Source organism: Streptomyces sp. WM6378 (assembly GCF_001279695.1).
In the GTDB taxonomy this organism is placed as follows: Bacteria; Actinomycetota; Actinomycetes; order Streptomycetales; family Streptomycetaceae; genus Streptomyces.
This window is the reverse complement of the sequence record NZ_LGDD01000047.1, coordinates 1-25,253: the sequence shown is the minus strand read 5'-3', so window position 1 is coordinate 25,253 and position 25,253 is coordinate 1. Positions and strand designations below refer to the sequence as shown.

Sequence of the window (25,253 nt, the reverse complement as noted above, 5' to 3'; positions counted from 1 at the left end):
GTTTCTGCATGATCGTTAGCTATCAATGGCCTTTCTATGCAAGGAAGTTGGGCGATCTGGCGTTGTGGTGGCGCTTGTCGACCCGTGGGCGGCTGACAACTGTCCGATGTTTCGAAGAGGTCTCAACTCACCTTCACGGGTGATGCGCGCCACGGCGCGAGCCACCGGCGCGCGGACAGAACAGGAGCGCTCCCCCCTTCCCGTACGCCCGCCGGGAATCGGTCCCCGTCCACTATTCGCAGGCGAGCCGAATCCTCATAAGGTGAGGAGTATTGGATGTGTACGGGGCTGCCCGCCGCGGCGGGAACGGCACCTGCACGGAACGGTCGAGGAGGACCTGCGGTGAGCGAGACGAGCCCCAAGCTGCGCGCCGAGCTGGACGGCATCCCCACCTACAAGCCCGGCAAGCCCGCGGCGTCCGACGGCCCGGTCGCCTACAAGCTCTCCTCGAACGAGAACCCGTACCCGCCGCTGCCCGGCGTGATGGAGAGCGCGGTCGCGGCCGCGGGGAACTTCAACCGCTACCCGGACATGGCGTGCACCGGATTGATGAACGAGCTGGCCGAGCGTTTCGGGGTTCCCGTCACGCACCTGGCCACCGGCACGGGCTCGGTGGGCGTGGCCCAGTCGCTGATCCAGTCCACCTCCGGCCCCGGTGACGAGGTCATGTACGCGTGGCGCTCCTTCGAGGCGTACCCGATCATCACCCAGATCAGTGGAGCGACGTCCGTCCGGGTGCCGCTGACCTCCGGCGACGTGCACGACCTCGACGCGATGGCCGAGGCGATCACCGACCGGACCCGGCTGATCTTCGTCTGCAACCCGAACAACCCGACCGGCACCGTGGTGCGCCGGGCCGAGCTGGAGCGGTTCTTGGACCGAGTGCCCTCCGACGTCCTGGTGGTGCTCGACGAGGCGTACCGGGAGTTCATCCGCGACGTCGAGGTGCCGGACGGCATCGAGATCTACCGCGACCGGCCGAACGTGGCGGTGCTGCGCACCTTCTCCAAGGCGTACGGGCTCGCCGGGCTGCGGGTCGGCTTCGCGGTGGCCCACGAGCCGGTCGCGGCGGCGCTGCGCAAGACGGCCGTGCCCTTCGGCGTCAGCCAGCTGGCCCAGGACGCGGCGGTCGCCTCGCTGCGTGCCGAGGACGAACTGATGGGCCGCGTCGGCTCGTTGGTCTGCGAGCGGGAGCGCGTGTACGAGGGCCTGGTGCAGCAGGGTTGGACGGTGCCCGAGACGCAGGCGAACTTCGTCTGGCTGCGCCTCGGGGAGCGCACGGTCGACTTCGCCGCGGCGTGCGAGGCGGCGGGCGTCGTGGTCCGGCCGTTCGCGGGCGAGGGCGTGCGCGTCACGATCGGCGAGAGCGAGGCCAACGACCTGTTCCTCAAGGTCGCGGAGGGCTTCCGCAAGCAGGCCTGAGGCGGCTGGGAAGGCGGGCGCTCCGACGTCCCGGGCGGACGTCTCAGATGGCGTCGACCCGGATCGGGTCGCCGGAGCGGACCGTGGCGAGCTGCCGGGGGTCGCCGTCGATCAGGCCGAGGACATTGCAGGGGCTCGCCAGCCGGCATTCGTCGCCGCGCGAGATCGGCGTGGGGCCGTACGGCAGCGCGAGCGCGTCGCCGTCGGTCCAGAACGCCACCGTCCCCGGCTCCACCACCTGGCGGGCGTCCGGCTCCCGGGCGGGGGAGAGGGGGGTGTCGAAGTAGACCTCCTCGCCCCAGGTGTGGGCGGTGGAGGCGATCGGGAGTGCCCCCGCGAGCGCCTTGCTCGTGGGGGTTTCTTCGAGCGTCGCGGTGAGGCTGCCCGCGGGCCATGAGATGCGAATGCGCAGCTGGTTCTCCATGGCGCCGAATTCAACAATATGTTGAAAGTCTTGGGAAGGGGGTGTCCAGGCCCCGGGACCCTGCCCGCCGGCTACCGCCCCCGCTTTAAGGGGACCCCCCTGAGGGACGTCGACAGTCAGTGCGACATAATGCTTGTGAATGTGAACGCGTTCACAAGCGTGTCCCGCTTCGTCCCGAGATCGGTGGGATTAAAGGGGCAAGCTGCGGCTATGACCACGGCGATGTAAGGAGAGTGCCGACGTGGACCTGGCTCTGGCGCCGGAAACCCTGGCGCGATGGCAGTTCGGTATCACCACCGTCTACCACTTCCTTTTCGTCCCCCTGACGATCTCGCTCGCGGCGCTTGTCGCGGGCCTGGAGACCGCCTGGGTGCGAACGGGCAAGGACAAGTACCTCAAGGCGACGAAGTTCTGGGGCAAGCTCTTCCTGATCAACATCGCGATGGGTGTGGTCACGGGCATCGTCCAGGAATTCCAGTTCGGCATGAACTGGTCCGACTACTCGCGGTTCGTCGGCGACGTCTTCGGCGCCCCACTGGCCTTCGAGGCGCTCATCGCCTTCTTCTTCGAGTCGACCTTCATCGGGCTGTGGATCTTCGGCTGGGACAAGCTGCCGAAGAAGATCCACTGCGCCTGCATCTGGATGGTCTCCATCGGCACCATCCTGTCCGCCTACTTCATCCTGGCGGCCAACTCCTGGATGCAGCACCCGGTCGGCTACAAGCTCAACAAGGCCACCGGGCGCGCGGAGCTCACCGACTTCTGGCACGTCCTGACCCAGGACACCACCCTCGTCGTCGTCTTCCACACGCTGACCGCGGCCTTCCTCACCGGTGGCGCGTTCATGGTCGGCGTCGCCGCCATCCACCTGCGCCGCAAGAAGCACATCCCGGTGATGCGCACCTCGCTGCGGCTCGGCCTGGTCACGCTGGTGATAGGAGGGCTGCTCACGGCCGTCAGCGGAGACTCGCTCGGCAAGGTCATGTTCAAGCAGCAGCCGATGAAGATGGCCGCCGCCGAGGCCCTGTGGGACGGCCAGAACTCCGCACCCTTCTCGATCTTCGCCGTCGGCGACGTGGCCAAGGGCCACAACGACGTCGAGATCTCGGTGCCCGGAATACTGTCCTTCCTCGCCGACAGCAACTTCTCCTCGTACGTCCCCGGCATCAACGACGTGAACAAGTCGGAGCAGCAGAAGTTCGGCCCCGGCGACTACCGGCCCAACATCCCGGTCACCTTCTGGGGCTTCCGCTGGATGATCGGCTTCGGCATGACGTCCTTCGCCATCGGCCTGGTCGGACTCTGGCTCACCCGCAAGAAGTTCATGCTGGCGCCGGCGATGCGGACCGGTGAGGACGAGGTGCCGAACCTGGTGCTCTTCAAGAGCAGGGCGCTCGGCAGCCGACTGACCAAGTGGTACTGGTTCGCCGCCGTCTGGACGCTCGGCTTCCCGCTGATCGCCAACTCGTGGGGCTGGATCTTCACCGAGATGGGCCGCCAGCCCTGGGTCGTGTACGGCGTGCTGCGCACCAAGGACGCGGTCTCCCCCAGCGTCTCGCAGGGCGAGGTCCTCACCTCGATGATCGTCTTCACGCTGCTGTACGCCGTGCTCGCGGTGGTCGAGGTCAAGCTGCTGGTCAAGTACGTCAAGGCCGGGCCGCCCGAGCTCACCGAGGCCGACCTCAACCCGCCCACCAAGATCGGCGGGGACGACCGTGACCCCGACCGGCCGATGGCCTTCTCGTACTGAGGCTGAGGAGATCGAGGCATGCAACTCCACGACGTCTGGTTCGTGCTCATCGCCGTCCTGTGGACCGGCTACTTCTTCCTGGAGGGATTCGACTTCGGGATCGGCATCCTGACGAAGCTGCTGGCCAGGAACCGCACCGAGAAGCGCGTCCTGATCAACACCATCGGGCCCGTCTGGGACGGCAACGAGGTATGGCTGCTCACGGCCGGCGGCGCGACGTTCGCCGCCTTCCCCGAGTGGTACGCGACGCTCTTCTCCGGCTTCTACCTGCCGCTGCTGATCATCCTGGTCTGCCTCATCGTGCGCGGTGTCGCCTTCGAGTACCGGGCGAAGCGGCCCGAGGAGAAGTGGCAGCGCAACTGGGAGCAGGCCATCTTCTGGACCTCGCTCATCCCGGCGTTCCTCTGGGGCGTGGCCTTCGCCAACATCGTGCACGGCGTGAAGATCGACGCGCACATGGAGTACGTGGGCACCTTCTGGGACCTGCTCAACCCGTACGCGATCCTGGGTGGCCTGGTCACGCTCTTCCTCTTCACCTTCCACGGCGCGGTGTTCGCCTCGCTCAAGACGCTCGGCGACATCCGCGAGCGGGCCCGGGCGCTGGCGCTCAAGCTGGGTCTGGCGACGGCCGTGCTCGCGCTCGGCTTCCTGATCTGGACCCAGGTTTCGCGTGGTGACACGAAGAGCCTGGTCGCGATGGCCGTCGCGGTACTCGCGCTGGTCGGGGCGATCGCGGCCATCAAGATCGGTCGCGAGGGCTGGTCGTTCGCGCTGTCGGGCATCACGATCGCGGCCGCGGTGGCGATGCTCTTCCTGACGCTCTTCCCGAACGTCATGCCGTCCTCGCTGAACGACGCCTGGAACCTCACGGTCTCCAACGCCTCGTCCAGCCCGTACACGCTGAAGATCATGACCTGGTGCGCGGGGGTCGCGACCCCGATCGTGCTGCTCTACCAGGGCTGGACCTACTGGGTGTTCCGCAAGCGGATCGGCACGAAGAACATCGCCGACGCGCACTGATCCCGAGGTCCTCATGGTTCAACGGGGGGGTGTTTCACGTGAAACACACCCCTCCGGCCCCGCTCTGATCCTTCCGGTTGGGGGATGTTTCACGTGAAACCGATCGACCCGCGTCTGCTCCGGTACGCCCGTGCCACCCGCTTCTTCCTGGCCGCGGTGGTGGCCCTCGGTCTGGTTGGGGCGGGGCTCATCGTCGCCCAGGCGATGCTCATCGCCGATGTCGTCGTGGGGGCGTTCCAGCACGGCCACGACGCGGCCGGGCTGCGGACACCGCTGCTGTTTCTCGCCGCGGTCGCGGTCGGGCGGGGTCTGGTCTCCTGGCTCACCGAGCTCGCCGCCAACAGGGCGAGCGCGGCGGTCAAGTCGGAGCTGCGGGGCCGGCTCCTGGACCGGGCGGCCGGGCTCGGCCCCGAGTGGCTGGGCGGTCAGCGCACCGGGTCGCTGGTCGCCCTCGCCACCCGCGGGGTCGACGCGCTCGACGACTACTTCGCGCGTTACCTGCCACAACTCGGCCTCGCCGTCGTGGTGCCGGTGGCGGTGCTCGCGCGGATCGTCACCGAGGACTGGGTGTCGGCGGCGACCATCGTCGTCACCCTGCCGCTCATCCCGCTGTTCATGGTGCTCATCGGCTGGGCCACCCAGTCGCAGATGGACCGTCAGTGGCGGCTGCTGTCCCGGCTTTCGGGGCACTTCCTCGACGTGGTCGCGGGACTGCCGACGCTGAAGGTGTTCGGGCGGGCCAAGGCACAGGCCGAGTCGATCAGGGCGATCACCTCGGACTACCGCAGGGCGACGCTGAAGACCCTGCGGATCGCCTTCATCTCGTCCTTCGCGCTCGAACTGCTCGCGACGATCTCGGTGGCGCTGGTCGCGGTCGGCATCGGCATGCGCCTGGTCCACGGCGACCTCGATCTCTACACCGGCCTGGTCGTCCTGGTCCTGGCTCCCGAGGCCTATCTGCCGCTGCGCCAGGTCGGCGCCCAGTACCACGCGGCGGCGGAGGGGCTCTCGGCCGCGGAGGAGATCTTCGAGGTCCTGGAGACTCCGCTGCCCGAGGGCGGCCAGGACAACGTGCCCGCCGGCCCGGTCCGCATCGAGCTCGACGGCGTGACGGTGCGTCACCCCGGGCGCACGGAACCGTCCTTGGCGGCCGCCTCCCTGGTGGTGGAGCTGGGCGAGACGGTGGCGCTGACCGGGCCGAGCGGCGTCGGGAAGTCCACGCTTCTCAACGCGGTGCTCGGCTTCGTGGCCCCGCAGGAAGGCGGCCGGGTCCTGGTCTGTGGCGCCGATCTCGCCACGCTGTCTTTGGCCGACTGGCGCGAGCGGATCGCCTGGGTGCCGCAGCGGCCGCACCTCTTCGCCGGGACGATCGCCGAGAACGTCCGCCTCGCCCGGCCGGCCGCGGACGACGCGGCCGTGCTGAAGGCCCTGCGCGACGCGGGCGCGTACGACTTCGTGGCCGCGCTGCCGGACGGCGTGGCCACGGTCCTGGGCGAGGGCGGCGCGGGCCTCTCGGCCGGCCAGCGCCAACGCCTCGCGCTGGCCCGTGCCTTCCTCGCCGACCGGCCGGTGCTGCTGCTCGACGAGCCGACGGCCGCTCTCGACGGCGAGACCGAGGCCGGCATCGTGGACGCGGTGCGCAGGCTGGCGGTCGGCCGTACGGTCCTGCTCGTCGTGCACCGTCCGGCGCTGCTCGCGGTCGCGGACCGGGTGGTGGAGCTGCGGCCCGCGAAAGCGCAGCCCTCGCTCCAGGTGCCGGGAGCGTCTGCCGCGACCCCAACTGGCAAGACAGCGGCGCCTGTTGAGGCCGTCACCACAGAGGCCGTCACGACAGGCGGCCCCGTCGCCGCCCGGAACCCGCTCGCCCGGGTCCGTGCCGCGTCCCGCGGGCTGCGCGGCCGCATCGCGCTCGCGCTGCTCCTCGGCGCGCTGGCGCTCGGCTCGGCCGTGGGCCTCATGGCCACCTCCGGCTGGCTCATCTCGCGGGCCTCGCAGCAGCCGCCGGTGCTCTACCTGATGGTGGCCGTCACCGCGACCCGCGCCTTCGGGATCGGCCGCGCCGTGTTCCGCTACGCCGAGCGCCTCGTTTCGCACGACGCCGTGCTGCGGATGCTCGCCGAACTGCGGGTCGCGGTGTACCGGCAGTTGGAGCGGATCGCGCCCGCCGGGCTGCGTGAGACCCGGCGCGGCGACCTGCTGTCCCGCCTGGTCGCCGATGTGGACGAACTCCAGGACTACTGGCTGCGCTGGGCCCTCCCCGCCGGCGTCGCCGTCGTGGTGTCCGTGCTGAGCGCCGGGTTCACCGCCTGGCTGCTGCCCGAGGCCGGTGCCGTGCTCGCCGCCGGACTCCTCGTCGCCGGGGTCGTGGTCCCGTTCGTCAGCGGCGCCCTGGCACGGCGGGCCGAGCGCCGGCTCGCCCCGGCCCGCGGGATGCTCGCCACCCGGGTGGCCGATCTGCTCACCGGAACCGGCGAACTCACCGTGGCGGGGGCCCTCGGCCGCCGCACCCGTGACGTGAAGGACGCCGACTCGGTACTGACCCGCATCGCCTCGCGGGGCGCGGCCGCCACCGCGCTCGGAGCCGGTCTCTCCACTCTGACCTGCGGACTCACCGTGGCCGCCGCCGCGCTGGTCGGCGTGCAGGCGGTCGTGGCCGGTCGCCTCGACGGGGTCGAGCTCGCGGTGGTCGTGCTGGTGCCGCTCGCCGCCTTCGAGGCCGTGACCGGCCTGCCGCTCGCCGTGCAGTCCCGCCAGCGGGTCCGGCACAGCGCCGAGCGCGTCTACGAGGTGCTCGACGCACCCGCCCCCGTACAGGAGCCGGATGTACCCGTCGCCGCGCCCGCCTCGCCGTTCCCGCTGGAGCTGCGCGGGCTCAGCGCTCGGTACGCCGGGCAGGAGCGGGACGCGCTGCACGACTTCGGGCTGCGCCTCACCCAGGGCATGCGGGTCGCCGTGGTCGGCACCTCCGGATCCGGCAAGACCACCCTCGCCCAGGTGCTGCTCCGCTTCCTGGACGCCCAGGAGGGCGCGTACGAGATCGCGGGGAGCGACGCGACCCGGCACGGCGGCGACGACGTGCGCAGGCTCGTCGGGCTGTGCGCCCAGGACGCGCACCTCTTCGACAGCTCCGTGCGGGAGAACCTGCGGCTCGCCCGCACCGACGCCACCGACGACGAACTGCGGGCCGCCCTGGCGCGGGCCCGGCTCCTGGACTGGGTCGACGCTCTGCCCGACGGCCTCGACACCCTCGTCGGTGAGCACGGCGCCCGGCTGTCCGGCGGCCAGCGCCAGCGGCTCGCGCTGGCCCGGGCCCTGCTCGCCGACTTCCCCGTCCTCGTCCTGGACGAACCGGCCGAGCACCTGGACCTGGCGACCGCCGACGCGCTCACCGAGGACCTGCTCGATGCCACCGAAGGCCGTACGACCGTGCTGATCACGCACCGGCTGCGGGGGCTGGAAGCCATCGACGAAGTGGTCGTGCTCGACGAGGGGCGCACCGTGCAGCGCGGCGCCTACGAAGATCTGGCGCTGGTCGAGGGACCCCTGCGGCGCATGCTGGAGAGGGAGCGCGAGACCGAGGCCACGCAGTACCCGACTTTCCTCGCCAAATAGGACTAACTAGTCTCAAGGCATGCCAGTGCCGCCAGTGCCGAAGAGACCGACGGGCCAGCAGGACGTCACGGATCTCGACCGCCAGGACCAGGATCCGCTCGAAGCGGCGACCCGGGCCACCCGCAGCCTGCAGGGCCTGTCCACCGAGCTCACCGCGCGGGTGCCGCAGCTGCTTGAGGCGATGCGCTCGGTGGGGACGGGCCTTGAGCTGCACTCCACGCTGGACCGGATCTGCGAGACGGCGGCCGAGCTCGCCGACGCCCGGTACGCGGCGATCGGGGTCGTCAACGAAGAGGGCCGGGGGCTCTCCGACTTCGTGACGTACGGGGTCAGCGACGAGGAGGCCCGGGCGATCGGGCACCGGCCCGACGGCCACCGCGGGCTGCTCGGCTGGCTGATCCACCACCCCGAGCCGCTGCGGCTCGCGGAGATCTCGGCCGATCCGCGTTCGGCCGGGCTCCCCCCGAACCACCCCCCGATGCGGACCTTCCTCGGCGTCCCCATCCGCGTCCAGGGCCAGATCTTCGGCAATCTCTATCTGACGGAGAAGCACAACGGGGGCGAGTTCAACGACTACGACCTGCACATGGTGCGGGTGCTCGCCACCGAGGCCGGGATCGCCATCGGCAACGCGCGGCTCTACGAGGCGGCGCGCCAGCGCGAGCGGTGGATCGACGGCTCGGTCGCCGTCACCACGGCTCTCCTGTCCGGCGGCGACGCGGACGACGCCCTGGAGGTCGTCGCCGAACAGGCCCGCCATCTCGCCGTCTCCGACGCCGGAATAGTGCTGCTGCCCGCGGAGGAGGGCGGCCTGGAGATCGTCGCGGTCTCCGCCGACAACCCGCGCATCTCGCTCGGCGTGGTGATCCCACCGGAGAGCCCGGTCGTCTCGACCCTGCTTGAGGGCGAGGCTGTCTTCGTGGAGGACGCCGCCACCGACTTCCGCATGATCACCAAGCTGTCGGAGCGGTACGGGCCGAGCATGCTGCTGCCGTTGCAGAGCGGCGGCCGGGTCCTCGGCGCTCTCGCCACGCCCCGGCTGCGCGGCGGACGCCCGTTCACCGAGGCGGAGCGGACGCTGGCCAGCCAGTTCGCCTCGCAGGCCGCGCTCGCCCTGATGATGGCCGAGGCTCAGCGGGACCGGGAGCGGCTCGCGGTGTACGAGGACCGCGACCGGATCGCCCGCGACCTGCACGACCTGGTCATCCAGCGCCTCTTCGCCACCGGGATGATGCTGGAGGGCGCCCAGCGCAAGTCTGTCGTGCCCGAAGTGCAGGGCGGCATCGGCAAGGCGGTCGACGAACTCGACGTCACCATCCAGGAGATCCGCACCGCGATCTTCGCGCTCCAGCAGGGCCCGGCCGAGGCGCCCTCGGGGCTGCGCACCCGCGTCCTGCGCGAGATCAACATGGCCGCCGTACCGCTCGGCTTCAAGCCGGCCCACCGTTTCCTCGGCGCGGTCGACACCCTGGTCGGCGAGCTGACCGGCAAGAACCTGATCGCGGCGCTGCGCGAGGCGCTCTCGAACGCCTTCCGGCACGCCGAGGCGTCCCGGATCGAAGTCGTCGTGGACGCCACGGCACAACTGCCGGACGGCAGCGCGGGCGTGCGCCTGACCGTCGCGGACAACGGCGTCGGGATCCCCCCGGGCGGCCGCCGCAGCGGACTGCGCAACCTTCAGCGGCGTGCGGAGGCGCTGGGCGGATCGAGCTCGTACGGCCCCGGGCTCGGGGACGCCGGGGGCGGCACGACCGTCCTGTGGGAGGCGCCGCTCTGATCAGCCGTGGTACGCGGTCGGGCGGGCCAGGGCCGGTGCAGGGAAGCGCGTTTCACGTGAAACACTCCCTGCCGCGCGACCACCGGCCCTAGCGACCACAGGCCCGCGGCGACCACCGGTTGATCCCGTGAAGCACGCCGCAGGCCACCAGCAGCACCGGAGACGCCTCTCAGAGCGCCTTGAGGATCTGCTCGATCACGACCGCCACGCCGTCCTCGTTGTTGGCGACGGTGCGGCCGGAGGCGGCGGCCAGGACATCGGGGTGGGCGTTGCCCATCGCGTACGACGTGCCGGCCCAGCTCAGCATTTCCATGTCGTTCGGCATGTCGCCGAAGGCCACCACCTCGGCGGGCGAGATGCCGCGCTCGGCGCAGCAAAGGGCCAGCGTGGAGGCCTTCGAGACGCCCGCGCCGCTGATTTCCAGGAGCGCGGTCGGGCTGGACCGGGTGATCTCGGCGCGCGCCCCGACCGCCGTGCGGGCCAGCGCGAGGAAGTCGTCCGGGGCCAGCTCGGGGTGGAACGCGAGCACCTTGAGCACCGGCTGGTGTGCCGTGTCGGCGTCCTCGGCCAGCAGTTTCTCGGCGGGCGCGATGCTCGCCGCCGGGTCCAGGTGCATGGGCGGATAGGCGAGTTCGTGGTGGAAGCCACCGGTGCGCTCGACCGCGAACGACGTGCCGGGCACGGCCGCCCGCAGCAGGGTGACGACGTCGAGGGCGGCGGCCCGCTCCAGCGGCCGCACCTTCACGAAGCGGTGGCCGTCGCTGTCGCCGTGCAGGTCGACGACGGCCGCGCCGTTGCCGCAGATGGCCAGGCCGTGCCCGTGCACATGGGCGCTGACGACGTCCATCCAGCGGGCCGGGCGGCCGGTGACGAAGAAGACCTCGATGCCCGCCTCCTCGGCGGCGGCCAGGGCGGCGATCGTACGGTCCGACACGGTCTTGTCGTCCCGCAGCAGGGTGCCGTCCAGGTCGGTCGCGATGAGCCGTGGTGCGGTCGGTACGGGACGGGTGGCCGGGGCGGGATCCGTAGCAGAGGTCACCGGGCCATTGTCCCGTATACAGGTGCACGGGCGTGCGAGAGGGCGCACATCTGAGAGCGCGGACCGGTGCGCCGGGGGGCATGAGGGGGTTCGCGACACCGGTGCAGTTCCGGGCAGGACGGCGCGCGGTGCCCCTTGGCGGACATGGGTGTCTGCGGGGGCGCACTTATCCGACGTAGGGTCGGGGTATGCGTCTGAGCACTGTGATTCTTCCGGTACGCCGCTGGCACGACGGCGGTCGCGACGAGTGGCTGCGCGCCGAGGAGCTGGGCTTCCACACCGCGTACACGTACGACCATCTGTCCTGGCGGACGTTCCGGGACGGCCCGTGGTTCGGGGCGGTCCCGACGCTCACGGCCGCCGCTGCCGCCACCACCCGGCTGCGGCTCGGCACCCTGGTCACCTCGCCGAACTTCCGGCACCCGGTGACCCTCGCCAAGGACCTGATCACCCTCGACGACGTGTCGAACGGCCGGATCACCCTCGGGATCGGCGCGGGCGGCAACGGCTTCGACGCCACCGCGCTGGGCCAGGAGGCGTGGACGCCGCGTGAACGGGCCGACCGGTTCGGCGAGTTCGTGCCGCTGCTCGACCGGCTGCTTACTGAGGACTCGGTGACGTACGACGGCACCTATTACTCGGCGGTCGAGGCGCGCACCATCCCGGGCTGCCTCCAGCGGCCCAGGATTCCCTTCGCGGTGGCCGCGACCGGCCCGCGCGGGCTGAAGCTGGCGGCGAAGCACGGGCAGGCGTGGGTGACCACAGGCGACCCGAAGCTGTTCGAGACCGGCACGCCCGAGCAGTCCGTCGAGGCGATTCGCGAGCAGGTCAAGAAGCTGGGCGCCGCCTGCGACCAGATCGGGCGCGACGTGGACGAGCTGGACAAGATCCTGCTCACCGGCTTCACCCCGCAGCCCGGCCGTCCGCTGGAATCCCTGGACGCGTTCGTGGACTTCGCGGGCCGGCACTTCGAGCTCGGCTTCACCGAGATCGTTCTGCACGCGCCGATTCCGGACTCCGAGTTCGCGGCCGATCCGAAGGTCTTCGAGCAGATCGCGACCGAGGGGCTCGCGCAGCTCGGCCGTTAACCCTTCTTGCTGCGGACGCGCGCGCTCATCCAAGGGCTGAGCCCGACGAGGACCAGTTCCTTGTACGTCTCGTCGCCGGGCAGTGGCACGACCAGCCACCATCCCGGCGGGAAGAACCGGCCCTTGACATGGGCGAGTCCGCCGTAGACGGAGCGCAGGAAGGCGGGCACAGCATCGCGCGGCACGTCGTCGAACTGCACGCCGTCGACGGTGACTTGGGCGTCGTCCTCGGGATAGACCCGAACGGTCAGGGAAGGCGAGCCGCCGAGTTCGACGTACGCCTCGTGCGGCAGCGAACCGTCCGGATCGACGACCGCGAACACCCCGGACGAGGTGCGGCGGGAGGTGCGGTCGGCGCCGATGTCGTCGGTGACCTCGACCTCCAGCCGCTGCTCATCGGCGATCGCGCGGATCGCGGCGACCACGGACTCGGTGGTGGGCAGGTGGGGATGGGGCACGGGACCGATCATGCCAAGTGCCGGCTCAGCCACGCAGCCGCAGATACTCCGGCGGTACGGAGTCCGTCAGCCAGACCCCGTTGGCGCTGACGTGGAAGACGTGGCCGGCCCGGTGCATGGCCCCGGCGTCGACGCTCAGGATCACGGGCCGGCCGCGGCGGGCGCCGACCCGGGTGGCGGTCTCCCGGTCGGGCGAGAGGTGCACGTGCTGCCGGTCCATGGGGCGCAGGCCCTCGGCGCGGATCGCGTCCAGATTGCGGGCCACGGTGCCGTGGTAGAGGGACGCGGGCGGTTCGGCGGGCGGCAGGCCGAGGTCCACGGCCACGGTGTGGCCCTGGCTGGCCCGGATCCGGCCGCCCTCGACGGCGAAGCGCCGCTTGTCGTTGGTGGCGACGACGTGGTCGAGCTCGGCGCGGGTGATGGGGAAGCGGTGCGCGGTGGCGGCCCGCAGCAGCACGTCGATCTCCACCCAGCCGTTCGGGTCGAGGACGAGACCGATCCGCTCGGGCTGATGGCGCAAGTGCTTCGAGAGGTATTTGGACACCTTGACGGTGCGTTTGTCGTCGGGGAGCGGCCGCCCGCTCTCGTGCGGTGGCTCCGGCGGGTTTTCCGTCATGCCGCCAGGGTGCCGGGCCGGACGGGGCCCCGGCATCCCAATTCCCCGGCATCCCGATTCATCCTGGCGGCGGGCTTCGTCAGGGAGCCAGCCGCTCCGCCGCCCACCGGGCCCACTCCTCGTGCATCGCGTTGAGCCGCTTGCCGTACTCCATGGCGAGCCGGCCGTGCACCGAGATCGGGTCCTCGCCCCAGTCGATGACCGCCTCCGCCTCCTTGAGGCCCGCGAGCTGCCGGGCCGAACGCTCGGCCTCGCCAAGGAGGTACGCCTTCGCCTCGACGCGGGTGAGCTCGCCGAGGAAGAAGACGCGGAGCAGGGAATCGCTGCGGCGGGTGCGGACGGGCTCGACCTCGGTGAGCCAGCGGCGCAGTTCGGATCGTCCGGACTCGGTGATCGCGTACTCCTTTCGCCCGCGCGGCCCCTCGGCGGACACCTCGACCAGACCGCCGTCGGCGAGTTTGCCCAGCTCTCCGTAGACCTGGCTCTGCGTCGCTGACCAGACGTGGGCGAGCGAGGTCTCGAACAGCTTCATCAGGTCGTAACCGCTGGCCGGGCGGTTGGTCAGCAGGCCCAGGACTGCATGGCGGAGGCTCATGCGTCCCACTCTACCTTCCAGTCTTGACACGTCAAAAGGAGAACCTCTACATTCGACATGTCGAAGTTGGAATGTGGAGCTGAGCCGAAGGGCTCGGAACAAAGGGGGACTCCCATGAACTACCTGCGCGGTTTCATCCCGTGGATCGTCTTCGCCGCTGTCGGCAGCGCGCACTGGCAGTGGGGCGCGCTCGCCGCCTTCGCCGCAGCCGCCTACCTCTTCTCGATGGACCGCAAGCGCGGGCTGTCCGCCGACTCCCTCATCCTGGAGCAGTCCACGATCGCCTTCTTCGCCGTGCTGAGCGTCATCGCGTTCGCCGCTCCCGACAGCGGGCTGCGCGAGTACGGCGGCGCGCTGGCCACCGGCTGGCTGGCCCTGACGGCCTGGGCCACGCTGGCCGTCCGCAAGCCCTTCACCACCGGGATCGCCAAGCGGCAGGCGCCGCGCGAGGTGTGGACCAACCCGGTGTTCATCCGGATCAACGTGGTGCTGACCTCCGTCTGGGCCCTCGCCTTCACCCTGACCGCCGTCGCCCTCTCCGTCATCGACGCCGAGTCGCTGGGCGGCACCGCCTCGATAGCCGCCCAGGTCGCGGGCTTCGCCATCCCGGCCGTCATCACCGCCCAGTACCCGGAGCGCGCCCGCCGCGCCGCCGTCCAGAAGGGCGCCTGACGATGACCGCGACGCCCACCGCCCCGGCGACCCCGCCCGCCCCGCACCTCGCGGGCAACTTCGCCCCGGTCGCCGCGGAACTGACCACCCACCGGTTGGCGGTGACCGGCTCCATACCGCCCGAGCTGACCGGCTGGTACGTACGCAACGGGCCCAACCCGCAGGACGCCGCTTCCCCGCACTGGTTCTTCGGGGACGGAATGGCCCACGGCGTCCGGCTCGAAGGCGGCAGGGCCCGCGCCTACCGCAACCGCTGGGTGCGCACGTCGACGTTCACCGACGGAGCGCGGGTCCACGACCGGCAGGGCAACACCGACCTCACCGCCGGGGTCGCCAACACCCACGTGATCCGGCACGCCGGCCGCACCCTGGCCCTGGTCGAGTCGTCCTTCCCGTACGAGCTGGACTGCCGGCCGGGGCACGAGCTGGAGACGCTGGGCGCCTACGACTTCGGCGGCCGCCTCACCACGTCGATGACCGCCCACCCCAAGACCTGCTTGGTCACCGGAGAGCTGCACTTCTTCGGGTACGGGACGGCCACGCCGCCGTATCTCACCTATCACCGGGCCGACGCCAAGGGCGAGTTGGTGGTGAGCCGGCCGGTGGAGGTGCCGGGCGCGACGATGATGCACGACTTCCACCTCACCGCCTCCCACGTGGTGTTCATGGACCTGCCGGCCGTCTTCGACCGGGAGATCGCGATGCGTCCCGGCGGTGGGCTGCCCTACCGCTGGGACGCGGAGTACGGGGCACGGCTCGGCGTGCTGCGCAGGGACGATCCGTACGGCGAGGTGCGGTGGCTGACGGTCGACCCCTGCTACGTCTTCCACGCGCTGAACGCGTACGACGAGGCGGGGGACGGCGACGGGCGCGGGGCGCGGATCGTGCTGCACGTCGTGCGGTACGAGCGGCTGGGGGCACGCGGGGCCACCCTGTGGAAGTGGACGCTGGACCTGGCGACGGGCGTGGTCCGGGAGGAACAGCTCGACGACCAGGCCTGCGAGTTCCCCCGGGTCGACGACCGGCTGGCCGGTCTTGCGGCCGGGTTCGGGCACGTCACGGCGGCGCGGACGCCGTCCTCGGGGCCGGTGTCGGGGGCGCTGCTCCGGTACGACCTGCGGACGGGGGCGGTGGCACGGCACGACTTCGCGGCGGGGCGGGTCCCGGCGGAGGCGGCGTTCGCCCCGGCGGACGACCGGCCGGGCGGCCCGGGGTGGCTGCTCAGCTATGTGTACGACGCCGCCAGGGACGCGAGCGATCTCGTCATCCTGGACGCGGAGAACCTCGCGGCGCCGCCGGTCGCGACGGTCCGTCTTCCCCAGCGCGTGCCGTTCGGCTTCCACGGCAACTGGCTCGCCGATCAGTGAGGGAACAAAGCCAGAACGAAATGGCGTGACAGCAATCACCTTATTGAGGGCCCGAGTTGGGTTTGTTCCACAGTGAAGTCACGTTATCCACAGGTAATTTGACGCCACTGTGGACAACTGATGCCCGGTAAGCGAGCTTTGGTCAAGTAAATTCACGTATGGGGGATTTGGGGTTCTGGGCAGTCAGTTGCTGTCCGGTGTTGAGGGAGTCAAGGCGTCCAAGGTGCGCGCCTGGACCTCGCGTTCCGTGGCCGCCGTGATGAACGCGGTGACGTTGTCGGGGCCCACCAGGTCCTGAACGGCCCGCACCGTCGCGGCGGGGAGCGGCACCGGGCCGAGGTCCGGGGCGGCGGGCGTCGCGGCCGGGGCGCCCAGGTGTTTCTGGAGGTGGCGGGTCGCGAACAGGCGCATCGCGCGGGCCAGTTCGGCGTCCACCGTCTGCTGGGCCAGCGGGCGCAGTCGGCGCACCAGGTCGGCTGCCTCCGCGGCCTCGGTGTCGGTCGGGGGGTGGTGGCCCAGATAGCGGGCGAAGACGTGCTCCGTGGTGAAGTCGAGGAAGCGGGCCGCGATGTGTTCGACCTGCCCGCGCAGCTCGCGCAGATGCCCCGAGATGGCGTCGAGCGGCACCCCGGCGGCATGCAACTCGGCAGCCACCGCCAGCTCTTGGGGGCTGGGGACGAGGAACTCGCCGTCGTTGTCCGGGATGCGCACCAGGATGCCGAGCTCCACTGCTTCGGCGACCGCCTTGTCGTCGGGGTTGCCGCCGAACGTCTCGTCGAGGTCGGCGCGCGATATGCGGGCGGCCTCCTCGTCCGTCCAGGGCCCGCTGACCTCGGCGACCAGGCCGAGCACGCCGCCGAGCCCCCGGCCGGCGTCCCAGGCCTCCAGAAGCTCCTTGATGGAGGCCAGGGTGTAGCCGCGGTCGAGCAGGTCGGCGATCTGGTGCAGCCGGGCCAGGTGGGTGTCGCCGTACACGTTGGAGCGGCCGCGCCGCTCGGGCCGGGGCAGCAGGCCCCGGTCCTGGTAGGCGCGGATCGTGCGGACCGTGGCGCCGCTGGCGTGCGCCAGGTCCTCGATCCGGTACTCGGCCGGTGCCGTCGGCGGCACCACCTGCTGAACTGCTGACTGCCCGGACAAGCCCACTCCCTCTACCCCAGGGCGGCGCGGCCCACCGCGCCCGCCGCCGCTCGGGCCGCCGGCGAGGTCGCGAGGTATTCGACGGCCTTGCGCAGGGAGCCCTCCTGCGAGGGATGGTACGACCGGCGGAAGTAGCGGGGTATGGCCGAGCCCAGTTCCGTCCAGGTGGGCAGCAGGCCGCGGCGTACGGCCCGGTTGTGCTCACGCAGCGAGTAGCGCGCCCGGCCCGCGAGCCCGGGGTCGTGCCGGATCAGATAGGAGGCGCCCCACACCCACAGCCACAGCAGCACCGGGGCGACGACGGCCATGCCCTCGACACGGCGGGCGTAGCGGGGCAGGCCCGTACCGCCGCAGTGCTGGTACATGTCGAAGGCCACCGCCCGGTGTTCGACCTCCTCCGCGCCGTGCCAGCGCAGCAGATCGAGCATGACCGGGTCCGAGCCGGCCCGGTCCAGGCCCTCGGCGTGCAGCACCCAGTTGCCGAGGACCGCCGTGAACTGCTCGATCGCGGCGATCAGCGAGAGCCGGAAGCGCAGCCACTCCTGGGTCGGAATCGGCGCCCCGAACGGCGGCGCCTCGCCGAGGAGCTTCTCGAAGAGGAAGTCGACGTGCCGGGTGTAGGCGGTGGTGTCGAGCCGCTGGTGCGCCAAGTGGTCCAGGACATGGGCGTGTTGGACGCTGTGGGTGGCCTCCTGGCCCATGAACCCCTTGACGTCCTTGAGCAGCACCGGGTCGGCGACCAGCGGCAGGGCCTCCTTGAACACCTTCACGAACCAGCGCTCGCCCGCCGGAAGCAGCAGGTGCAGCACATTGATCACATGGGTGGCGGTGGGCTCGTCCGGAATCCAGTGCAGCGGCGTCCCGTCCCAGTCGAACGAGACCCGGCGCGGGGTTATTCGGTAGTGCTCCTCGCTCTTCGTGCCTTCCCGGCGCTCCGTGCTCACAGCGGCGGCTCCAATCGGGCGATCGCGCGCAGCGTCCTCGGCGCGAAGCGGGACATGAGGTGGGCGCCGCGGGCCTCGGGCGTCACCGGCACCACGGCCTGGTTCTTCACCACGGCGCGCAGGATCGCCGAAGCGACCTTCTCCGGCGGGAAGTTGCGCAGCCCGTACAGGCGCGAGGTCTTCTTCTGGAGGCGCTTCTCCTCCTTGGCGTCGGTGCCCGCGAAGTGCGTCGTCGAGGTGATGTTGGTGTTGACGAGGCCGGGGCAGATCGCCGAGACGCCGATGCCCTGACCTGCCAGTTCGGCGCGCAGGCACTCGCTGAGCATCAGCACCGCGGCCTTCGACGTGCTGTACGCGGGCAGCGCCCGGGAGGGCTGATAGGCGGCGGCGGACGCGGTGTTGACGATGTGGCCGCCCTGGCCTCGCTCGGCCATCTGCTTGCCGAAGATGCGGCAGCCGTGGATGACGCCCCACAGATTGACGTCGAGGACCTTCTTCCAGTCCTCGGCCGTGGTGTCGAAGAAGGAGCCCGAGAGCCCGATTCCCGCGTTGTTGACCAGGACGTCGACGACGCCGTACTCGGTGGCGACCTTCTCGGCGAGCTTCTCCATCGCCTGCTCGTCGCTGACGTCGACGGCCTCGCCCCAGGCCTCGGGCGAGCCGATCAGCCGGGACATCTCCGCGGTCCGCGTCGCCCCCTCGGCGTCCCGGTCCACGGCCACGATCCGCGCCCCGGCCTCGGCGAACGCGAAGGCCGTGGCCCGGCCGATGCCGCTCGCCGCCCCCGTCACCAGGACCAGCTGTCCCCCGAACCGGTCGGCGTACCGGCCCGTCGCGACGGTGTCCTTGGCCGGGATGCCGTCCTCATTGGAACGGACGAATTCGCCGATCCAGGCGGCCAGTTGGTCCGGCCTGGTGCGCGGTATCCAGTGCTTGGCGGGCAGCGTGCGGCGGATCAACTGGGGCGCCCAGTGCTCCAGTTCGGCGTACAGCTTCGGCGAGAGGAACACGTCGTCGAGCGGCGTGATCAGCTGGACGGGCACGTGGGCGTACGCGTCGGGGCGCGGGCGGCGCAGCCGGGCGCGGACGTTGTCCCGGTAGAGCCAGGCGCCGTGCGCCGCGTCCTGCGGAAGGGAGGCCGTGGGGTAGCCGTCTGCGGGCACGTTCTCCAGGCGCTGGAGCATCTTCGGCCACCGCTTGCCGAGCGGGCCGCGCCAGGCCAGCTCGGGCAGGACCGGGGTGTGCAGCATGTACACGTACCAGGACTTGGCGCCCTGGCCGAGGAGCTGACCCACCTTGCGCGGGGTCGGGCGGCTCATCCGGCTCTTGATCCAGTGCCCGAAGTGATCGAGCGACGGGCCGGACATCGAGGTGAAGGACGCTATGCGGCCTTCGGTGCGCTCGACGGTCGCGAACTCCCAGCCCTGCACCGAACCCCAGTCGTGGCCGACCAGATGGACCGGCCGGTCCGGGCTGACCGCGTCCGCGACCGCCAGGAAGTCGTCCGTCAGCTTCTCCAGCGTGAACCCGCCGCGCAGCGGGGCCGGCGCGGTGGAGCGGCCGTGCCCGCGGACGTCGTAAAGGACCACGTGGAAGCGCTCGGCAAGCCGCTCGGCGACCTCGGACCACACCTCCTTGCTGTCCGGGTAGCCGTGCACCAGGAGCACGGTCGGCTGGGATTCGTCGCCCAGTTCGGCGACGCACAGCTCCACGCCGCCGGTCCGCACCCAGCGCTCGCGCGCTCCCTCGATGTCCACGCTCGTCACGCTCACGCCGCCTTCTCCTCGGCCCAGCGCCGCACATGCGGCAGGTCGTCGTCCAGCCAGAACGCGCTCTGCTCGGGGTCCTTGGAGTCGGTGACGACCAGGATCTCCTCGAACTTCGCGCCCGTACCCCGGAACCCGAGGTGCGGCTCGACCGCCCACAGCCCCGGCTGCGGCGGGTGGTCGGAGAACTTGTACGGGGACCACAGCGGCGACCAGCCGTCGCGGTGGCCGTGCACCGCATCGCTCGCCAGACCCTTCAGCGCCTGGGTGCCGAACCCGAAGACGTTCGGCGACCAGCGGCGCTCCTTCACCTGGTCGATCTTGTGGGCGATCACGCCGAACGGGTAGGCGCGGTGCCGGTTGGCATAGCCCTGGCGGACCATGAGCCGGTCCACGTCCTCGTAGATCTCGCGCAGCGGCCGCTTCTCGCGCACCTCGCGCAGGATCAGCTCGCGGTGCGCCTCCAGGTCGGCGAGCAGCCGGTCGTGCACCGGGTTGAGCCCGAGGCAGCCCGAGTAGCCGATGTCCGCGGTGAAGCCCTTGTAGACCGGAGCCATGTCGAGGATGAAGGGCATCCCCGCCTCCAGACGCCGGTTGGTGGGGAAGAACTGCAACGGGAGGTGGAAGTTCACGAACGCCGTGCGGTCGCCGAACCAGGCGAACGGCAGGTGGAACCAGTCCCGCACGCCCCGCTCGCGCAACCAGTCCCGCTGCATCCGCGCGGCTTCCCGCTCGGTCACCCCGGGCTTGAGCTGCGCGGCCACCGCCTCCGCGCACTCGTACGCGAGGCTCTGTACTTCCCTGAACCCGCGCAGCCGCGCGTCGGGTTCAGCCTTCAGTGCCGATGGCATTCGTCCACCCCTGTCGCCCTACGCGTGCGTAACTTGACACTGATGAATGTGACAATGCCCGGCGGCTGCGTCAAGGGTCCTGCACCAGCCTGTGGACAACGGGCCGGTTGTGGACAACTCCGTGCCCCGGGCCGGTGACCCCGTCAGCCTCACGTACGGGTTCCCCTACGGGCTCGTACCTCTGGAGTCGGACATGGATCCAGCCGTCTGGGCTGACGATTCATGTGGCCTGCGCCACTACCGTCGATGACGTGACTGTGATCGCGACCGAAAGCCTGAGCAAGCGGTTCCCCAAGGTGACCGCGCTTGACCGGCTCTCGTTGGACATCGGCCCCGGCGTGACCGGGCTGGTGGGCGCCAACGGAGCCGGCAAGTCCACGTTGATCAAGATCCTGCTGGGTCTCTCGCCCGCCACGGAGGGCACCGCCGCCGTGCTCGGCCTGGACGTGGCCACCAGCGGCAGCGCCATCCGCGAGCGGGTGGGCTACATGCCGGAGCACGACTGCCTGCCACCCGACGTCTCGGCCACCGAGTTCGTCGTGCACATGGCGCGCATGTCGGGCCTGCCGGCCACCGCGGCCCGCGAGCGAACCGCCGACACGCTGCGCCACGTGGGGCTCTACGAGGAGCGCTACCGGCCCATCGGCGGCTATTCGACCGGCATGAAGCAGCGGGTCAAGCTCGCCCAGGCGCTCGTCCACGACCCCCAGCTGGTCCTGCTCGACGAGCCGACCAACGGCCTCGACCCGGTCGGCCGCGACGAGATGCTCGGCCTGATCCGCCGCATCCACACCGACTTCGGCATCTCGGTCCTGGTCACCTCGCACCTCCTGGGCGAGCTGGAGCGCACCTGCGACCACGTGGTGGTCATCGACGGCGGGCAACTGCTCCGCTCCAGCTCCACCAGCGACTTCACCCAGATCACCACCACCCTCGCGGTCGAGGTCACCGACTCCGACACCCACCCCGACGGCACGGAGGCGGTGCGCAAGGCGCTCACCGCGGCGGGGCTCACGCTGCACGCGGGCGTCGAGGACGGACTGCCGGGCGCCGGCCACATCCTCCTCATCGAGGCCACCGGCGAGGACACCTACGACACGGTCCGCGACACCGTGGCCCACCTGGGCCTCGGGCTCGTACGGATGGAACAGCGCCGTCACCACATCGCCGAGGTGTTCCAGACCCCGGCGCAGGAGCCGGTCTCCGAACGCGCCGCCGCATGGGCAGCCACCGCGGCCGGCGCCGAGCAGAAGAGAGGCGGCCGCGATGGCAACTGACAGCGCCCAGACCCAGATCCACAACATCGGCTACCGCAACTACGACGGGCCGCGGCTCGGCCGGGCCTACGCCCGCCGCTCGCTCTTCTCGCAGTCCCTGCGCGGCGCGTACGGCCTGGGCCGCAGCGCCAAGTCCAAGGTGCTTCCGATGCTGCTGTTCGCGGTGATGTGCGTGCCCGCGGCCATCATGGTCGCGGTCGCCGTCGCCACCAAGGCCAACGACCTGCCGGTGCAGTACACGCGGTACGCGATCTTCCTCCAGGCCGTCATCGGCCTGTTCATCGCGGCCCAGGCGCCCCAGACCGTCTCGCGCGACCTGCGCTTCAAGACGGTGCCGCTGTACTTCTCGCGGCCGATCGAGCGCCTCGACTACGTCCTGGCCAAGTTCGCGGCCATGGCCTCGGCCCTGTTCATCATCACCGGCGCACCCCTGGTGATCCTGTACATCGGCTCCCTGCTCGCCAAACTCGACTTCGCGGACCAGACCAAGGGGTTCGCCCAGGGGCTGGTCTCGGTGGCACTGCTCTCGCTCCTCTTCGCGGGCCTCGGCCTGGTCATCGCCGCGCTGACGCCGCGCCGCGGCTTCGGAGTGGCCGCCGTGATCGCCGTCCTGACCGTCTCCTACGGAGCGGTCTCCGCGGTCCAGGCCATCGCCTTCAACCAGGGCTCCCCCGGAGCGGTCAAGTGGCTCGGCCTGTTCTCCCCCATCACGCTCATCGACGGCGTGCAGAGCGCGTTCCTCGGCGCGAGCTCCAACTTCCCCGGCGGCAACGGCCCGGGGTCGGGAGTCGGAGCGCTCTATCTGCTCGTCGTCCTCGCGCTGATCTACGGCTCGTACGCCGTCCTGATGCGCCGCTACCGGAAGGTCGGGCTGTGACCACCATCGACATCGACCACACCTCACGTTGGTTCGGCAACGTGGTGGCGGTCAACGACGTCACCATGACGGTCGGCCCCGGCGTGACCGGACTGCTCGGCCCCAACGGTGCCGGAAAGTCCACCCTCATCAACATGATGGGCGGTTTCCTCGCCCCCTCCACGGGAACGGTCACGCTCGACGGCGAGCAGATCTGGCGCAACGAGTCCGTCTACAAGAAGATCGGCATCGTCCCCGAGCGGGAGGCCATGTACGACTTCCTCACGGGCCGCGAATTCGTCGTCGCCAACGCCGAGTTGCACGGCCTCGGCGCCCGCGAGGCCGGCCGGGCCCTGGCCACGGTCGAGATGGAGTACGCCCAGGACCGCAAGATCCAGACCTATAGCAAGGGCATGCGCCAGCGCGTCAAGATGGCCTCCGCCCTCGTCCACAATCCGTCGGTGCTGCTGCTCGACGAGCCGTTCAACGGCATGGACCCGCGCCAGCGCATGCAACTGATGGACCTGCTGCGGCGGATGGGCGCCGAGGGCCGCACGGTCCTGTTCTCCTCGCACATCCTCGAAGAGGTCGAGCAGCTCGCCTCGCACATCGAGGTCATCGTTGCCGGACGGCACGCGGCCAGCGGCGACTTCCGCAAGATCCGCCGTCTCATGACGGACCGCCCGCACCGCTATCTGATCCGCTCCAGCGACGACCGCGCGCTGGCCGCCGCCCTGATCGCCGACCCCTCGACCGCCGGGATCGAGGTGGACCTCAAGGAGGGCGCGCTGCGCATCCAGGCCGTCGACTTCGGCCGGTTCACCACGCTGCTCCCCCAGGTGGCCAAGGCGAACGGCATCCGTCTGCTGACGGTCTCGCCGTCCGACGAGTCCCTCGAATCCGTCTTCTCCTACCTCGTAGCGGCCTGAGCGCCTGAAAGGAGCGGTGACGTTCCCATGTACAACCCGACCGTCGCCCGGCTCACCTACCGGGCTCTGCTCGGCCGCCGCCGGGCCGCCATTCTCTTCGTCCTGCCCGCCCTGCTGATCGTGATCTCGGTGGCCGTGCGTTCCTTCAGCGGAGCCGACGACCAGGTCACCGCCGACCTCCTCGGCAGCTTCGCGCTGGCCACGATGGTGCCGCTGATCGGCGTCATCGCCGGCACCGGCGCGATCGGCCCCGAGATCGACGACGGCTCGATCGTCTACCTGCTGGCCAAGCCGGTGAAGCGCTCGACGATCATCTTCACCAAGCTGATCGTCGCGATCGCCGTGACGATGGCGTTCTCCGCGATCCCCACGCTGATCGCCGGGTTCATCCTGAACGGCAACGGCCAGCAGATCGCGATCGCCTACACGGTGGCGGCCCTGGTCGCCTCCATCGCGTACGCTGCGGTCTTCCTGCTGCTCGGCACCGTCACCCGGCACGCCGTGGTCTTCGGCCTGGTGTACGCGCTGGTCTGGGAGTCGCTGTTCGGCAACCTGGTGCCGGGTGCACGCACCCTGAGCGTCCAGCAGTGGTCGCTCGCCCTGGCCCAGAGGATCGGCGAGAACGGCATGATCTCCTCCGACGTGGGCCTGCCGCTGGCGATCGTCCTCCTGGTGGGCGTGACCGCGGCGGCCACCTGGTACGCGGGCCAGAAGCTGCGCACCCTCAAGCTGGCCGGGGAGGAGTGACGGGGGTTCCCCGGACGGGGGCGGTGCCCGGCGACATCAACTGGTCGCCGGGCACCGCCTGTTGTGCGGCCGGGGGTCGGATACCTCGGGCTACCTACCTCCGGCCACCTACCTCCGGCGCTTGCGACGCGGATGAGGCGGATGAGGGGGATGGGGGAGCCGCCGCTGGATGTCGGCGACGTCCTCGGAGAGATCGGTGAGCCGGACGCTCATGGCGCCGACCACATGGTTGGTGGCGTCGAGCCGGCGGTCCACGGATTCCACTCGTCGGCCCGTGGATTCGAGGCGGTGGTCCACAGCGGCCAGCCGTCGGTCCACGCTCTCCAGGCGACCGTCCACGACTTCGAGCCGCCGGTCCATCGCTTCCATGCGGTGATCCATCGCCGCCATCCGATGGTCCATCGCCTCCAGCCGCACCGACATCCGCCGCAGCACCGGACCGAGCTCCTGGAGCGCGGGCCCGATCTGGGCCATGGAGCCCTCCAGGTTGGTGACCCGGAGGTCCAGACCGTCGTGGCGGGGATCGCTCGCGATGACGGTCCTGGGGGTTTCCTCAGTGTCGAGGAGGTAGGTACGCACGCACCGCGCCACTTCGCTGTCGCGAAGAAGCATGGCTATGTTGAGGACGGCTCGGCGGGTGAAAACCCGGAGGCGAGGGCGCCTCTGTGGATAACTTTCGGGGTCGCCGTCGGACGCATCGGATGTCGTGGCCGTTTTGGCCATGACATCGCCACGCAGGTCATCGGCGCTGAGGGTGATCATTCCGTTGCTGGACAGCTCTTCGCGGTGCCGCTTGACGACGCTATGTGACCTGACCCACCATTTGGGTTCCAGGCTCGGTGGCTAACCGGCAGCCGGGATGGTGTCGTTCTCGGAGCGTACTTCGTACTCGATGGGGGTGCGGTA

At 70.5% G+C, this 25,253-nt stretch carries 22 protein-coding genes; 12 read left to right on the top strand and 10 right to left on the bottom strand.

The window, feature by feature from the left end:
* Positions 1-342 precede the first annotated feature (342 nt).
* Complete coding sequence (hisC, locus tag ADK54_RS07100) at positions 343-1,422, top strand: histidinol-phosphate transaminase (RefSeq protein ID WP_053724674.1); 1,080 nt, start codon at positions 343-345, stop codon at positions 1,420-1,422.
* A gap of 43 nt (positions 1,423-1,465) precedes the next feature.
* On the opposite strand, the gene ADK54_RS07095 is transcribed toward hisC, so the two are convergent.
* On the bottom strand, positions 1,466-1,846 hold the full coding sequence (locus ADK54_RS07095; protein WP_053724673.1) for a cyclophilin-like fold protein: 381 nt from the start codon (positions 1,844-1,846) through the stop codon (positions 1,466-1,468).
* Positions 1,847-2,087: 241 nt separating this feature from the next.
* On the opposite strand from ADK54_RS07095, the gene ADK54_RS07090 reads away from it, so the two are divergent.
* The 4 genes from ADK54_RS07090 (at position 2,088) to ADK54_RS07075 (ending at position 10,005) form a co-directional block, all read left to right on the top strand.
* Positions 2,088-3,596 (top strand): cytochrome ubiquinol oxidase subunit I, encoded by a 1,509-nt coding sequence (locus ADK54_RS07090; RefSeq protein WP_053724672.1) that lies wholly within the window; start codon positions 2,088-2,090, stop codon positions 3,594-3,596.
* An 18-nt stretch (positions 3,597-3,614) separates the two neighbouring features.
* Complete coding sequence (gene cydB, locus ADK54_RS07085) at positions 3,615-4,616, top strand: cytochrome d ubiquinol oxidase subunit II (protein ID WP_053724671.1); 1,002 nt, start codon at positions 3,615-3,617, stop codon at positions 4,614-4,616.
* Positions 4,617-4,709: 93 nt separating this feature from the next.
* Positions 4,710-8,228, top strand: coding sequence for a thiol reductant ABC exporter subunit CydD (gene cydD / locus ADK54_RS07080; RefSeq protein WP_053724670.1), 3,519 nt, complete (start codon positions 4,710-4,712; stop codon positions 8,226-8,228).
* Between the two features lie 19 nt (positions 8,229-8,247).
* On the top strand, positions 8,248-10,005 hold the full coding sequence (locus ADK54_RS07075; protein ID WP_078966176.1) for a GAF domain-containing sensor histidine kinase: 1,758 nt from the start codon (positions 8,248-8,250) through the stop codon (positions 10,003-10,005).
* Between the two features lie 169 nt (positions 10,006-10,174).
* Here the strand turns inward: ADK54_RS07075 and ADK54_RS07070 are convergent, their stop codons facing one another.
* Entirely contained in the window at positions 10,175-11,062 is an 888-nt protein-coding gene (locus ADK54_RS07070) for a Cof-type HAD-IIB family hydrolase (protein WP_053724752.1), read from the bottom strand.
* A 170-nt stretch (positions 11,063-11,232) separates the two neighbouring features.
* On the opposite strand from ADK54_RS07070, the gene ADK54_RS07065 reads away from it, so the two are divergent.
* Positions 11,233-12,132, top strand: a complete 900-nt coding sequence (locus ADK54_RS07065; RefSeq protein WP_053724668.1) for an LLM class flavin-dependent oxidoreductase — start codon at positions 11,233-11,235, stop codon at positions 12,130-12,132.
* On the opposite strand, the gene ADK54_RS07060 is transcribed toward ADK54_RS07065, so the two are convergent.
* From ADK54_RS07060 to ADK54_RS07050, 3 genes are all read right to left on the bottom strand, one after another.
* A complete protein-coding gene (locus tag ADK54_RS07060; RefSeq protein WP_053724751.1) occupies positions 12,129-12,590 on the bottom strand; it encodes a hypothetical protein in 462 nt (153 codons plus the stop codon). The genes ADK54_RS07065 and ADK54_RS07060 overlap by 4 nt on opposite strands.
* Positions 12,591-12,615: 25 nt before the next feature.
* The gene (locus ADK54_RS07055; protein ID WP_053724667.1) at positions 12,616-13,206 is read right to left on the bottom strand and encodes an RNA 2'-phosphotransferase; all 591 of its coding nucleotides are present in this window, start codon (positions 13,204-13,206) and stop codon (positions 12,616-12,618) included.
* A gap of 79 nt (positions 13,207-13,285) precedes the next feature.
* Positions 13,286-13,801 carry a PadR family transcriptional regulator gene (locus ADK54_RS07050; RefSeq protein WP_053724666.1) on the bottom strand — a complete coding sequence of 172 codons (516 nt, stop codon included), beginning with the start codon at positions 13,799-13,801 and terminating at the stop codon, positions 13,286-13,288.
* 114 nt (positions 13,802-13,915) lie between these two features.
* On the opposite strand from ADK54_RS07050, the gene ADK54_RS07045 reads away from it, so the two are divergent.
* Complete coding sequence (locus tag ADK54_RS07045; protein ID WP_053724665.1) at positions 13,916-14,473, top strand: hypothetical protein; 558 nt, start codon at positions 13,916-13,918, stop codon at positions 14,471-14,473.
* 2 nt (positions 14,474-14,475) lie between these two features.
* Positions 14,476-15,840 (top strand): carotenoid oxygenase family protein, encoded by a 1,365-nt coding sequence (locus ADK54_RS07040; protein ID WP_053724664.1) that lies wholly within the window; start codon positions 14,476-14,478, stop codon positions 15,838-15,840.
* Positions 15,841-16,023: 183 nt separating this feature from the next.
* Here ADK54_RS07040 and ADK54_RS07035 read toward each other — a convergent pair whose 3' ends face one another.
* From ADK54_RS07035 to ADK54_RS07020, 4 genes are read right to left on the bottom strand one after another with little or no spacing between them, the layout of a single operon-like run.
* Positions 16,024-16,983, bottom strand: a complete 960-nt coding sequence (locus ADK54_RS07035; protein ID WP_053724663.1) for a MerR family transcriptional regulator — start codon at positions 16,981-16,983, stop codon at positions 16,024-16,026.
* Positions 16,984-16,988: 5 nt separating this feature from the next.
* Positions 16,989-17,921 (bottom strand): metal-dependent hydrolase, encoded by a 933-nt coding sequence (locus tag ADK54_RS07030; protein WP_053724662.1) that lies wholly within the window; start codon positions 17,919-17,921, stop codon positions 16,989-16,991.
* Entirely contained in the window at positions 17,918-19,678 is a 1,761-nt protein-coding gene (locus ADK54_RS07025) for an SDR family oxidoreductase (protein WP_053724750.1), read from the bottom strand. Before ADK54_RS07025 ends, ADK54_RS07030 begins: the two co-directional genes overlap by 4 nt.
* Positions 19,679-19,689: 11 nt before the next feature.
* Positions 19,690-20,538 carry a M24 family metallopeptidase gene (locus ADK54_RS07020; RefSeq protein WP_053724661.1) on the bottom strand — a complete coding sequence of 283 codons (849 nt, stop codon included), beginning with the start codon at positions 20,536-20,538 and terminating at the stop codon, positions 19,690-19,692.
* 257 nt (positions 20,539-20,795) lie between these two features.
* Here ADK54_RS07020 and ADK54_RS07015 point away from each other — a divergent pair, with 257 nt between their 5' ends.
* From ADK54_RS07015 to ADK54_RS07000, 4 genes are read left to right on the top strand one after another with little or no spacing between them, the layout of a single operon-like run.
* Positions 20,796-21,815 (top strand): ABC transporter ATP-binding protein, encoded by a 1,020-nt coding sequence (locus tag ADK54_RS07015; protein ID WP_053724660.1) that lies wholly within the window; start codon positions 20,796-20,798, stop codon positions 21,813-21,815.
* Positions 21,805-22,692, top strand: a complete 888-nt coding sequence (locus tag ADK54_RS07010) for an ABC transporter permease (RefSeq protein ID WP_053724659.1) — start codon at positions 21,805-21,807, stop codon at positions 22,690-22,692. The genes ADK54_RS07015 and ADK54_RS07010 overlap by 11 nt, the downstream gene beginning before the upstream one ends.
* Positions 22,689-23,600 carry an ABC transporter ATP-binding protein gene (locus ADK54_RS07005; RefSeq protein WP_053724658.1) on the top strand — a complete coding sequence of 304 codons (912 nt, stop codon included), beginning with the start codon at positions 22,689-22,691 and terminating at the stop codon, positions 23,598-23,600. The genes ADK54_RS07010 and ADK54_RS07005 overlap by 4 nt, the downstream gene beginning before the upstream one ends.
* 27 nt (positions 23,601-23,627) lie before the next feature.
* Complete coding sequence (locus ADK54_RS07000; RefSeq protein WP_053724657.1) at positions 23,628-24,347, top strand: ABC transporter permease; 720 nt, start codon at positions 23,628-23,630, stop codon at positions 24,345-24,347.
* Between the two features lie 108 nt (positions 24,348-24,455).
* Here the strand turns inward: ADK54_RS07000 and ADK54_RS06995 are convergent, their stop codons facing one another.
* Positions 24,456-24,926, bottom strand: a complete 471-nt coding sequence (locus ADK54_RS06995; protein WP_159047657.1) for a hypothetical protein — start codon at positions 24,924-24,926, stop codon at positions 24,456-24,458.
* Between the last annotated feature and the right edge of the window lie 327 nt (positions 24,927-25,253).